General features: G+C 27.8%; 10 protein-coding genes, 1 pseudogene and 1 CRISPR repeat array. Of the genes and pseudogenes, 9 read left to right on the top strand and 2 right to left on the bottom strand.

All coding sequences use genetic code 11. The annotated features are described in order from the left end of the window. Window positions 1-22: 22 nt before the first annotated feature. Window positions 23-558: direct repeats of the CRISPR family, unit length 36 nt; unit sequence GATTACTATATATATTAATTTCTACTTAGTGTAGAT. 40 nt (window positions 559-598) lie between these two features. The 3 genes from O0R46_RS07940 (at window position 599) to O0R46_RS07930 (ending at window position 3,737) form a co-directional block, all read left to right on the top strand. Further along, complete coding sequence (locus tag O0R46_RS07940) at window positions 599-1,567, top strand: alpha/beta hydrolase fold domain-containing protein (RefSeq protein WP_269311219.1); 969 nt, start codon at window positions 599-601, stop codon at window positions 1,565-1,567. Window positions 1,568-1,737: 170 nt separating this feature from the next. Beyond that, complete coding sequence (locus tag O0R46_RS07935) at window positions 1,738-2,241, top strand: ferritin (protein WP_269311218.1); 504 nt, start codon at window positions 1,738-1,740, stop codon at window positions 2,239-2,241. Window positions 2,242-2,417: 176 nt separating this feature from the next. Further along, on the top strand, window positions 2,418-3,737 hold the full coding sequence (locus O0R46_RS07930; RefSeq protein ID WP_269311217.1) for an MATE family efflux transporter: 1,320 nt from the start codon (window positions 2,418-2,420) through the stop codon (window positions 3,735-3,737). A gap of 34 nt (window positions 3,738-3,771) precedes the next feature. Here the strand turns inward: O0R46_RS07930 and O0R46_RS07925 are convergent, their stop codons facing one another. Further along, window positions 3,772-3,960 carry a helix-turn-helix domain-containing protein gene (locus tag O0R46_RS07925; RefSeq protein ID WP_269311216.1) on the bottom strand — a complete coding sequence of 63 codons (189 nt, stop codon included), beginning with the start codon at window positions 3,958-3,960 and terminating at the stop codon, window positions 3,772-3,774. A 31-nt stretch (window positions 3,961-3,991) separates the two neighbouring features. Then, the gene (locus tag O0R46_RS07920; RefSeq protein ID WP_269311215.1) at window positions 3,992-4,558 is read right to left on the bottom strand and encodes a TetR/AcrR family transcriptional regulator; all 567 of its coding nucleotides are present in this window, start codon (window positions 4,556-4,558) and stop codon (window positions 3,992-3,994) included. Between the two features lie 218 nt (window positions 4,559-4,776). Here O0R46_RS07920 and O0R46_RS07915 point away from each other — a divergent pair, with 218 nt between their 5' ends. From O0R46_RS07915 to O0R46_RS07885, 6 genes and pseudogenes are all read left to right on the top strand, one after another. After that, the gene (locus tag O0R46_RS07915) at window positions 4,777-5,691 is read left to right on the top strand and encodes an ABC transporter ATP-binding protein (protein WP_269311214.1); all 915 of its coding nucleotides are present in this window, start codon (window positions 4,777-4,779) and stop codon (window positions 5,689-5,691) included. After that, the gene (locus O0R46_RS07910; RefSeq protein ID WP_269311213.1) at window positions 5,691-6,629 is read left to right on the top strand and encodes an ABC transporter ATP-binding protein; all 939 of its coding nucleotides are present in this window, start codon (window positions 5,691-5,693) and stop codon (window positions 6,627-6,629) included. The genes O0R46_RS07915 and O0R46_RS07910 overlap by 1 nt, the downstream gene beginning before the upstream one ends. Window positions 6,630-6,718: 89 nt before the next feature. Beyond that, a complete protein-coding gene (locus O0R46_RS07905; RefSeq protein WP_269311211.1) occupies window positions 6,719-8,014 on the top strand; it encodes an ABC transporter permease in 1,296 nt (431 codons plus the stop codon). 65 nt (window positions 8,015-8,079) lie between these two features. Continuing rightward, window positions 8,080-8,753: pseudogene (locus O0R46_RS10230) on the top strand (HAD family hydrolase). A gap of 519 nt (window positions 8,754-9,272) precedes the next feature. After that, entirely contained in the window at window positions 9,273-10,574 is a 1,302-nt protein-coding gene (locus O0R46_RS07890; protein ID WP_269311207.1) for an ABC transporter ATP-binding protein, read from the top strand. Window positions 10,575-10,582: 8 nt separating this feature from the next. Next, on the top strand, window positions 10,583-12,235 hold the full coding sequence (locus O0R46_RS07885) for a glycine betaine ABC transporter substrate-binding protein (RefSeq protein WP_269311206.1): 1,653 nt from the start codon (window positions 10,583-10,585) through the stop codon (window positions 12,233-12,235). The last annotated feature ends 27 nt before the right edge of the window (window positions 12,236-12,262 follow it).

Here is a 12,262-nt window from a genome sequence, read left to right as displayed (position 1 = left end):
AATATGTTTATATGCATATAGGGATTACTATATATATTAATTTCTACTTAGTGTAGATTGAAAAATAAAGCATACTTAGACAACGATTACTATATATATTAATTTCTACTTAGTGTAGATCTATTTTCCATACCATCCATTTTTACGATTACTATATATATTAATTTCTACTTAGTGTAGATCCCTCCTAGAATTTGTATTCTGTAAGTGATTACTATATATATTAATTTCTACTTAGTGTAGATATATATAACATTAACTGTTACAGAATTGATTACTATATATATTAATTTCTACTTAGTGTAGATCAACTTTATATGTTCGTCTTGTAATTGATTACTATATATATTAATTTCTACTTAGTGTAGATTTAGAAGAAAGTTTGAAACATGAAAAAGATTACTATATATATTAATTTCTACTTAGTGTAGATCCTTCTCTTTGAGTTTGTTTTGCTACTGATTACTATATATATTAATTTCTACTTAGTGTAGATTGTATAAAAGGGGGTGTGCAATGTGTGATTACTATATATATTAATTTCTACTTAGTGTAGATCATTCCAATATGGATCTATTAAATTTATGGAGGTATGATTATGTCAATATTTAACAAACTAAGAATATCACACCTTATAGACCCTCAAGAGAAGCAAGCATTATCTAAGCAGGAAGAGCTTTCACCAGGTCTATATAGTCAAAATCTAAGCATAGAAGATATAAGAAAAGTATATGAAAACGAAAGGCAATACTGGAATCAGAATCTTCCACTAGTAAAGTATATAGAAGAAAAATCAATTAAAACTAGATATAATAATGTAAAAGTTCATTTATTTTCAAATATCAAGGAAAAATCCCCTGCAATAATTTTTATTCATGGTGGAGGCTTTATACTAGGAAGTACAAATACACATAGGTCAATAATTCATAGACTCTGTAATTTATCAGGTTATAAAGTAATTTCTATAGATTATTCTTTGGCACCAGAAGCAAAGTTTCCTCAGCAATTAGAAGAATGTATGGATGTGATTTTAGATATAAAAAACAATTCTACTAAATGGAATATTGATCCAAAACAAATTTCTTTTTGTGGTGACTCTGCAGGTGCAGCCTTATCTCTAGGACTTTTTTTGAAATTAAGAGATGAAAATATTCTTGATGAGAGGCTAAATATAAAGAGTTTATTACTTGCTTATGGAACTTATGGATTGAGAGATTCAATGACTAGGCGACTTTATGGAAATGAATTAGATGGTCTAACAGAAGAAGAATTAGACAAATATTTTAAATTATATTTAAATGACCAAGAAGAGGCAAAGAATCCTTATATTGATTTGTTGAGTGCTGACTTAAAAAACAAAATTCCACCAACATATATTGTAGGAGCGGAATTAGATCCTTTATTGGATGATTCAAGAGCCTTATATACAATATTAAAATCAAATGGCATAAATTGTGAAATAGAAATTGCAAATGGAGTATTACATGCATTTTGGCAACATTCTTTAATGGTTGATAAGGCAGAAAAATCAATAAAAATGGCAATAGAATTTTTAAAAAATATTTGATGTAAAAATATCTATATAGAAAGTAATAAAAATATATTTATAAAAATATGGAAAGTATTAAATTATAAATTTCTTTTTGTGGTATAAATATAAGATAGAGTTTAAAGTCTTAATGTTATAAGACTAAAAATTATATCTATTTACTAATTATATTTTAAGGAGGTTTTATTATGAAAGCAGAAGTAGCAAAGGCTTTGAATGATCATATTAATTTTGAATTTCATTCAGGGTATATTTATCTACAGTTAGCACTTGCAATGGAAGAGCAGAATTATAAAGGATATTCATCATGGTTGATGCAACATTATAATGAAGAGTTATTGCACGCACAGGCTTTTATCAATTTTATGATAAAGAGAGATGAAACACCAATTCTTGAAGATATAAAAGCTTCACAATTTGATATGAAGGAGCCGGTTGAAGTAGCAAAATTTATATATGAACATGAAAAGAAAGTGACAGAGAAAATATATAAGATAAATGATATAGCGAAAAAGGCGGATGACTATGCCACTGAAATATTTATGCATACTTTCATTAATGAGCAGATAGAAGAAGAGGATATAACAAAGGACATATATGATAAATTTACTTTAAGTGGTGATAGTATATCAGCAAAGATGTTGGTAGATAATAATTTATCTACTCCATCACCTGCAGATACGACATTATAAGTAAAAAATATATAAGAAAAAATAATATTTAAATTATATTTTGCGTAGTAGTCGTTATTGATTACTACGCTATTTTTATGTTTAATATTTGTAGAATAATAATTACATAAATTGTGATGATAAAAAAATATAAATATTGTATTATAATAATAGAATCTATTTGTTAGGAGGTAAGTATGAATATAGATCTAACACAAGATAATATTACAAAATCTTTGATAAGATTTGCTATGCCTCTAATGCTAGCCAATATAATGCAACAATTTTATAATATTACAGATACTTTTATAGTAGGTAGATTTATTGGACCTAATGCACTAGCTTCAGTGGGAGCATCTTATGCATTAATTATTTTTATAACTTCAATAATAATTGGTTTGTGTATGGGAAGTGGGGTTTTTACATCTATACAATTTGGCAAAAGAGATTTAAATATGCTAAAAAATGGGCTTTTTATTTCATTTACGATTGTTGGTATTTTTACTTTAATTTTAAATTTTTTTGCCTATATATATTTGAATGAGATAATAAATATTCTTCAAATACCAAAACAGATTTTTAAAATGACCAGAGATTACTTAAATGTAATATTTTTTGGTATATTCGCTACTTTTCTATATAATTATTATGCTAATATGCTTAGGGCAATTGGAAATTCATTAATACCTGTTATATTTTTGGGTGTTTCCTTAATTTTTAACGTTGCATTGGATATTATTTTCATTGTTTATATGAATATGGGTGTATTTGGTGCGGGTTTTGCTACAGTAATATCTCAATATATCTGTGCGGTTGGAGTAATAATATATTCATTTAAATTTGAAGAATTAAAAGTAAATAGAGAGAATATGAAGATGGATAGGGATATTATAAAATCTATTGCTAATTTGTCTTTACTTACAAGTATGCAACAATCTATTATGAACTTTGGGATTTTAACTGTACAGGGATTAGTAAATTCTTTTGGAACAATTGTTATGGCAGCCTTTTCTACTGCTGTGAAGATTGATACTTTGGCATATAGTCCAGTTCAAGATTTTGGAAATGCATATTCTACATTTATTGCACAAAACTATGGTGCAGGAAATAGTGACAGAATTAAAAAAGGAACGAAGATTTCAATAAAAATAGTTATTATATTTTGCATGGTTATTAGTTCCTTTGTATATATTTTTGCTCCTAAACTTATGAGTATTTTTGTGGATAAAAGTATGTATAATCTTATAAATATAGGCGTGCAATATTTGAGAATAGTATCTGTATTTTATATAGGAATTGGAATATTATTTATGTTTTATGGATATTTTAGAGCAATCAACAAGGCTGAAATATCTCTAGTATTGACTATAATATCCCTAGGAACTAGGGTTGCACTAGCTTTTACTTTATCGTCTATTCCATTTATAGGAATAAAAGGTATATGGATTGCAATACCTATTGGCTGGATATTGGCTGATTTATGTGGATTATTTTTTTATAAAAAGCCTATTGTATAAAGCTTATATAAAATTTAAAGAAATAGATGATCTATTAATTTAGATCATCTATTTCTACATCTAGTACTCTTGCTAGTTCAGCTAACTGCATAATATCTAAATAATTTTCTATATTATCTTTTTCAATTATTTTTTCTAATTTATCATCATTAACGTTTATAGATGCTGCTAAAAGACTAATATCTATTTCTTTTTCTATCATTAATTTCTTAAGTTTTGACATTTTCTCTCCTTCATTTTAATTAAAAAATAAATTAATTATATTTTTCTTTTAGTCGATTAATAGTGGCTATAATGCCATGTCCCAAAGGTCTATTAACAATTGTAGTTAAAATTTTTGGATCTTTTTCTATTATAGGGTTTGCAACTAGGCTGGTAATGCCATTAAAAATAAACTCTAAATCTACTAAATCTTCCTCTTCTAAATAATTCAAATCTACATTTATAGCTAGTAACCATTTTTCAAGCATTATATTTTTAATATTATTGTACAGAAAAATAGAGTCGCCTCTTGCGAATAAACGTATTTTCATAAATGTGTCTAAGAGACCTTTTTCTATCAAGAAGTTTTCGTAATTAATTTTTTTATCAACATCTGATAATATTGATAAAAACAATTCTGGTAAATCATCTATTATCACATCATCCAAAGCAGTTAGTGCAATTTCGTCAATATTTTTAAAATGATAGTAAATAGTGTTATGATTTACTTTTGCATCAATTGCTATTGATTTAATTGTTATATCTGAATAATTATGTTTGGATAATAATTTCCAAAAACTAGATATTATTCTATTCCTAGCAGGTATACTATTTGGCATATTTTTCCTTTCCATCTCATATATATTAAAAATGAATAAATACTAGAATAATTTGCTCTAAGTGTCTATTTTATTATAAAAATATATTTAATATAATATATAATAAGATAAAATATATTATAGATTATAAATGTATTGTCAAACATATTTATTAGTTAGTATATTTAGATTATATCAGATAGAATTAATTTAATGTAAAAAAAATAGGTGGTGATATTATGTCGATTATTAAAGTGGATAATTTGACTAAAGATTATGGTCACGGCAGAGGTATTTTCAATGTCAGTTTTAAAATAGATAAAGGAGAATGTTTTGGATTTTTGGGACCTAATGGAGCGGGAAAGACTACGACAATAAGGCACTTGATGGGATTTTCAAAACCCCTGTACGGAAATGTTTCAATTTTAGATAAGGACTGTTGGGAAGAATCATATATTTTAAAAGCTAATATAGGATATCTTCCAGGAGAAATTTCCTTTCCTAATTCTATGACTGGAAAATCATTTTTAGATATGATGGCGAATATGAGAAATTTAGTAAGTAGAGAATATGAAAAATCATTGATAGAAAGATTTAATATAGATATTGATTTACTAATAGATATGATAAGTTTGGGCGATAAAAGAAAGTTAGCTATAATCACTGCTTTTATGCATGATCCTGATATTCTGATATTAGATGAACCAACTTCAGGATTGGATCCAATAATGCAGGATACTTTTATTGATTTTATTAAGAATGAGAAAGAAAGAGGAAAAACTATTTTATTGTCCTCTCATATTTTTAAAGAAGTAGAGGCGACTTGTGACAGGATTGCAATAATTAAAGATGGGAGAATAGTAGATGAGTTTTTGGCTAGAGATTTCAAAGAGAACGCAGATAGAAGTTACAAGATGGTATTTGAAGAAAAATGTTCTGTATACAATCTTATAGATAAATTCCATGATTTTGAAATAAAAAAAGAAAACGAATTAATAGCTACTATAAAATTAAAAGATAATGATATATACAAATTAATTGAGTTTTTGGCTGGAGAAAAAATTTCTGATTTTACAGAAAATAAATCTAGCTTAGAAGAATATTTTATGGAATTTTACGAGTTGGATAGAGACTTTGAGGAGGTGACTCTTTAATGCCTATAGAAAAAAAAAATAAAGCATTTATACAAATAAAAAATCTTACCAAAGATTATGGTAAAAATAGGGGTATATTTGATATAAATCTAGATATTAAAAGAGGACAGGTCTATGGTATAGTGGGAACCAATGGTTCTGGAAAGACAACAACCATTAGAAATATAATGGGCTTTGTAAAAGCAGATAAAGGTAGTGTTACAATAAATGGTTTAGATGCTTGGAAAGACGCATTAGAAATTAAAAAATTTACATCATATGTACCTGGAGAGATTTCTTTTCCTAGGTTGCCTACAGGTAAAGATTTTTTGAAAATACAAGCAGAATTTTTGCAGATTAAAGATCCAACATATATGAACTATCTTTTGGATAAATTAAAATTAGATCCTAATGCCGATTTAAAAAGAATGTCAAAAGGCATGAAACAAAAAACAGCATTAATTGCAGCTTTGATGGGAGAAAAGGATTTACTTATATTGGATGAGCCAACAACAGGATTAGACCCACTTATGAGAGATGTATTTATATCACTTATACGTGAAGAGAAATCCAAAGGAAAAACGATTTTAATATCCACTCATATTTTTGGCGAATTGGAAGCTGTTTGCGACAAAGTTGCCATGATAAAAAATGGAAGAATAATAAATGTAGTTGATGTGAATGATATAGATGAAAAAACTGTTAAAATTTTTAGATTAGGCTTTGAAAATAAAGAGGAACTAAAAGAATTTTTGAATCAAAATGAAGATGAAAAATCAAGCTTTCTTCAAATAAATAAAGTTAAAGAGGATTATTGTAGAATATCATTTGATAAAAAAAATATAAACCAAGTTTTTGAGTTATTAAGCAAGCATAAGGTTAAATTTTTTAGAGAAGAAGAATTTGCTTTAGAGCATAAATTTAAAGAATCATTTTATGAAGATGAAAAAAATACATAAAATTTTTTAATAATAAAAATATCTATTTATATAGAATGTATAAAATGAAACAATAAAAAAATATAAAGACGAAAATAGGAGAGATTTTTATGTCAGATAATATAAAGAGTAGGAAGTTTTTTTCTCTTCCTCTTATGAAACAAAATATAAAGTCAAATATGATTGTTGTGATAGCAATAACTCTTATAATGTGTATGGTTGCAACAGTAATCAACTATGCTATGTCAACACTTCAAAAAGAGACTATAAGTGATCAAATAAAAAATGCAGAAAAATCTTTTTACGCTCATATGTTTGTTTTGACTTCATATAATGAACAAAGTCAAAAAGCAATAGAAAATATGATAAAATCTAATCCTTCTATGCAGAATATAAGTCAAGAACAAAAAGATACTATAATAAGAGATAAAGTAAAAAAATTATCTTATATGGATTTTGTAAACAGGAACAATAGAAAAGTATATGATGAATTGTTCGATAAGGCAGAAAAGACAAGAAATAAAAAAAATAATAAGTATAAGATTTCTTCTGATGAATTAGATAAGGATATAAAAATATTAAAAAAATCTAGCGTCGATATGAATGTGTATGTAAAAAACTTCGATTATTTATATAATTTAAAGGACAAAAAAGGTGTTTTTAGTGGAAAAGATTTAAGTACTAGAGATATGATAAATACAAATATGAAAGCATTAGGAGTATCAACACAATTTATAAAAAATATGACTGATATGGATATGGGTACAATGATGAATCAGATGTATTATACAGTTATGGGATTGCTTCCGATTTTCCTTTTAATAATAATAGTATCTAATAATTTGATAGCAGATCAAGTCGACAAGGGGTCTATGGCATATATACTATCTACACCTACTAAGAGGTCAGCTGTTGTTACAACTCATATGATATATATGATAGTAATGCCAGCCTTAGTAATTTCAATAGTTTGTCTAGTAAGAGTTTTCACTTCATATATGTTTTTTGATACTGTAAATCTTGATAGAATAATAGGACTTCATATTGGAATGTATGCAATTGTAGAAGCTGTATCTGGAATTTGCTTCTTGGGTGGCTGTCTATTTAATTCTAGTAAAAATGCAATGGCATTCGGTGGAGGACTTACAATGTGGTTTTTTTTATGTTCCCTTCTAGGATTTTTTGGTTCTGATGATATTGTGATGCTTGGTATAGGAGTAGAAAAATTAAGTTTATTCAACAAGATGACAATAGTAGGTTTTTATGATATTAAATCTATATCAACCTTGGGTACATCTAATATTGATTATGGATTTGAGTGGAAATTAGCAATATTATTTATTATTGCAATTCTTACATATTTGATTGCTAGTATAAAATTTGTAAAAAAAGATTTACCATTATAAAAGATTATTATACAATTTAATAACTAAAACTATTAAATTGTATAGGTAATAGGAGGAGGGATATAATGACTGTAGAAATAAAAGCTGTGATTTTTGATATGGATGGTTTGATGTTTGACACTGAATCACTATGCACTAAATGTATGATAGAGGCATCAAAAATTCAAGGAGTAGAAATGACCCCAGAAGAAACGCACTTAGTGCTTGGATTTAAAAAAGAGGGTATATATGACTTTTATGAAGAGTATTTTAGAGGTAAAATGGATGGTAAAAAGATGGTAGATGATCATTTTGTCCTAATGAATGAAGTTTTGTTTTCAAAAGGTCCCGACAAAATGCCATATCTAGTAGAAACGTTGGACTACTTAAAAAAAATGGATATAAGATAGCAGTGGCATCAGGTTCAAATAATGATCACATAATAAATAATATTGAAAAAAATGATGTTAGTGGATACTTTGATGTAATAGCAAGTGGTGAAGAAGTACAAAATGGAAAGCCAAGTCCAGATGTTTTTTTGTTAGCAGCACAAAAATTGAATATTAATCCCGAAAATTGTTTAGTATTGGAAGATTCATCTAATGGTATAGAGGCTGCGAAAGCTGCAGGTATGTATAGAATAATGGTTCCTGATTCGTATCAACCAGATGAAAAAGTAAGACAAGAATCTAATGCTATCGTAGATAATCTTTACGAAGTCAGATTCTATTTAGAAGATACAAATAAATTATGTATATAAACTATATAGTTTATATACATAATTAAAGAAATTTAAAGATATTGTAAAAAATAAGCTCAAATAACAGTGGGCTTATTTTTTTGATTAATAAAGTATAATTAATTTTTAATGTTAAATTTAAAAAATATGTATAAAAAATATGTATAAAAAATATGTATAAAAAATATTTTGAAATATAGTTATATTGAAAGTGTATTGTTTGAAAATACTCTTTAATGGGTATCAATTGAAAGAACTAATCCTTAATTTTTTTGCAATTATAAAGAAATAGAATATTTTTCTATTTTAAATAGCTTAGAAAAGTTTAAAATTTGCAATACTCAAAGTTTCAGGCAAAAAACATTAACTAAGTCTAAGGATTATTGTAAGAGATTTATGAAATCCTTAATTTAGTCAATTTTATTTGCCATAAAGTCACGAAAAATATCAAAAAATGAAAATCTAGTATTACTGAGCTAATAAGGACAGAAATATCATAAGAGCTATTATAAAAATACACGCTGTGGGAGGTGCTTAATTATGATAGAATACAAAAATATATCAAAGAAATATCCAAATGGAAAGATGGCAGTAAGAGATGTAAATATGAAGTTTGATAAAGGAGAGTTTGTTTGCTTTATAGGTACATCAGGTAGTGGTAAAACTACTTTAATGAGAATGTTAAATAGAATGCTTGAACCAACAAGTGGAGAAATAACAATTAGTGGAAAAAATATAAAGGACTATAATGAAGTTGAATTAAGAAGAAAAATCGGTTATGTTATTCAACAAATCGGACTAATGCCACATATGACAATATATGAAAATATAACTATGGTTCCAAAGTTATTGAAGTGGCCAGAAGAAAGAAGAAGACAGGTTGCTCAAGAATTGATAAAAATGGTTGAATTACCAGAGAGTTTTTTAGAGAGATACCCTTCAGAATTATCTGGTGGTCAGCAACAGAGAATAGGTGTTATTAGAGCTTTGGCTGCAGACCAAGATGTAGTATTAATGGATGAGCCATTTGGTGCACTTGACCCATTGACTAGAGAATCCTTACAGTCTACAGTTAAGAGACTGCAACAACAAATGGGCAAAACATTTGTATTTGTTACACACGATATGGACGAAGCAATAAAATTAGCTGACAAAATAGCCATAATGGACAAAGGAGAGTTAATTCAGTTTGATACTGTTGATAATATACTTATGAATCCAGCAAATGACTTTGTTAGAAATATGATAGGCGAAGATAGATTATCGGAAGCACAGTTTAATATGGATACAGTAGAACATATAATGATGAAAAGTCCAATAAAGGTAAATGTTAATTCTACTCTTAGAACAGCCGTAAATATGATGCATAATAACAGAGTTGATACTCTATTTGTAGTTGATGATAACGATGTTTTATTAGGAGCTTTGGACGTATTCGCACTAAGAGGCGAAAAGAGACTGCTTACAACGCCAATCAGCGATTTATTGAAGAGAGCTAATGCTATTTCTAATACTACAAAGGTTAAGGATGCTCTATATTATATAAATGAGTTACAATATAGAAATCTTCCAGTAATAGATCATGAAGGTAAGTTAGTTGGTTTGATTACTAGGGCTACAATGATGGATTGTCTATATGATAATTTCTGGAGCGGTTATGAACCAGAAGAAAATGAAGTCGTAATCACTGATGGTTATGTAATGGAAGATCATAAAAATACTGAACCTAAAGTTGATTTAAGTTTTTTAAAAAATGATAAAAAAATAGAAAATAATGAAAATTTATCAGAAGATAATTCTAATGTTAGAGTCGTAAATAAATCTGAAGAAGAAGTAAGGTAGGTGATATTATGTTAGAATTTTTGAGTTCAAATGGTGCAAATCTATTAGTCAAGATTGGCGAGCATTTAACGATATCTATGGTAGCCTTACTCTTGGGGATTTTAGTTGCAGTACCAGTAGGAATATTACTTACAAAAAATAAAGCCGTATCAAAGATTGTTATGTCTATAGCATCGATTTTACAAACTATACCATCACTTGCTTTACTAGCAATTATGGTTCCATTATTTGGAGTAGGAAAGACACCAGCTATAATAGCTATATTTATATATTCTTTACTTCCTATATTAAGAAATACAGTCTTAGGTATGGAAGGTGTAGATAAAAATATACTAGACGCAGCAAAGGGTATGGGTATGACCTTTACACAAATTATCAAAGATATACAGCTAAAACTTGCAGCACCAGTAATAATGTCTGGTATAAGATTATCTGCGGTATATGTTATAGCTTGGACTACGCTAGCGTCATATGTAGGTGCAGGTGGATTAGGTGATTTTATATTTACTGGTCTTACACTATTTGATGTACCAATGATTATTTTAGGTGCTGTTCCAGTAACTTTATTGGCATTATTAGTAGACTTTTTATTAAGCATGCTTGAGAAAGCAGTACAGCCAAAAATAAGTTCAGAAGACATAAGAAAAAATAAAAAAAATAATAAGAAATCAAAGACTGCTAAGAAGTTAGCTATGTCTGGAATTGCTGTTTTTACAGCTTTGTCTTTAACAGCTTGTTCACTTCCCGGATTAGGAGGAGATGCAAGAAAAGGAGATATAGTAATAGCAGGTGGTAGTACTGCTGAAAGACAAATTTTAGGTGAAATGCAAAAACAGATGATAGAACACTACTACCCAAAACAAAAGGTTAGTACAATAAACAATTTATCATCAGCTATGTTAATTTTCCAAACAATGCAGGGAGAATACGCAAATGTAGCATCGATAATGTACACAGGTACATCTTTGACCGGTGAATTAGGTATGGATCCAATTACAGATCCAGAACTTGCATTAAACAAGGTTGTAAAAGGTTATTATGATAGATTTAATTTGATATGGATGCCAACATATGGATTTGAAAATACATATGCATTTATGGTAAAGAAGGAATTTGCTCAAAAATATAATCTAAAAAAAGTAAGTGACTTAAAACCAATAGCAAAAGATTTAAAAGCAGGTGTAGATACAAGTTGGATGGAAAGAGAAGGAGATGGTTATAGAGCCTTCAAGAACAAATATCAATTTGACTTTAAATCAGTTTTACCTATGGATGTAGGACTAGTTTATAGTGCTGTAAATAGTGGAAAGATGGATGTTGTTCTTGGGTACTCAACTGATGGTAGAATTAACTCTTATGATTTGGTTGTATTAGAGGATGACCTTAGGATATTCCCTCCATACGATGCCAGTCCAGTAATTAGTAAAAAGACTATGAAAGAACATCCTGAAATAGAAGAAATTTTACTGAAATTAGAGGGCGAAGTAAGTAGTGAAACTATGCAGAAATTAAATGCGGAATCTGATGGCAAAAAAATCGAACCAAAGGTTGTTGCAGAAAGATTCTTAAAGGAAAAAAACTACTTTGAAGAAAAGAAAATCAAACCTCTAAAAGACAGACCAATGTATAAAGATATGTTGAATAATAAATCTAAAAAGTAATTTTTAAGAAGATAAGGATGTGATTAA

Source organism: Peptostreptococcus equinus, assembly GCF_027125355.1.
Taxonomy (GTDB): Bacteria; Bacillota; Clostridia; order Peptostreptococcales; family Peptostreptococcaceae; genus Peptostreptococcus; species Peptostreptococcus equinus.
This window is presented reverse-complemented; position numbering and strand designations above follow the sequence as displayed.

Bases quoted from the DNA above. Each gene is read 5' to 3' on its own strand.
- O0R46_RS07940 (WP_269311219.1), top strand. From the start codon at position 599: ATGTCAATATTTAACAAACTAAGAATATCACACCTTATAGACCCTCAA.
- O0R46_RS07935 (WP_269311218.1), top strand. From the start codon at position 1,738: ATGAAAGCAGAAGTAGCAAAGGCTTTGAATGATCATATTAATTTTGAA.
- O0R46_RS07930 (WP_269311217.1), top strand. From the start codon at position 2,418: ATGAATATAGATCTAACACAAGATAATATTACAAAATCTTTGATAAGA.
- O0R46_RS07925 (WP_269311216.1), bottom strand. From the start codon at position 3,960: ATGTCAAAACTTAAGAAATTAATGATAGAAAAAGAAATAGATATTAGT.
- O0R46_RS07920 (WP_269311215.1), bottom strand. From the start codon at position 4,558: ATGCCAAATAGTATACCTGCTAGGAATAGAATAATATCTAGTTTTTGG.
- O0R46_RS07915 (WP_269311214.1), top strand. From the start codon at position 4,777: ATGTCGATTATTAAAGTGGATAATTTGACTAAAGATTATGGTCACGGC.
- O0R46_RS07910 (WP_269311213.1), top strand. From the start codon at position 5,691: ATGCCTATAGAAAAAAAAAATAAAGCATTTATACAAATAAAAAATCTT.
- O0R46_RS07905 (WP_269311211.1), top strand. From the start codon at position 6,719: ATGTCAGATAATATAAAGAGTAGGAAGTTTTTTTCTCTTCCTCTTATG.
- O0R46_RS07890 (WP_269311207.1), top strand. From the start codon at position 9,273: ATGATAGAATACAAAAATATATCAAAGAAATATCCAAATGGAAAGATG.
- O0R46_RS07885 (WP_269311206.1), top strand. From the start codon at position 10,583: ATGTTAGAATTTTTGAGTTCAAATGGTGCAAATCTATTAGTCAAGATT.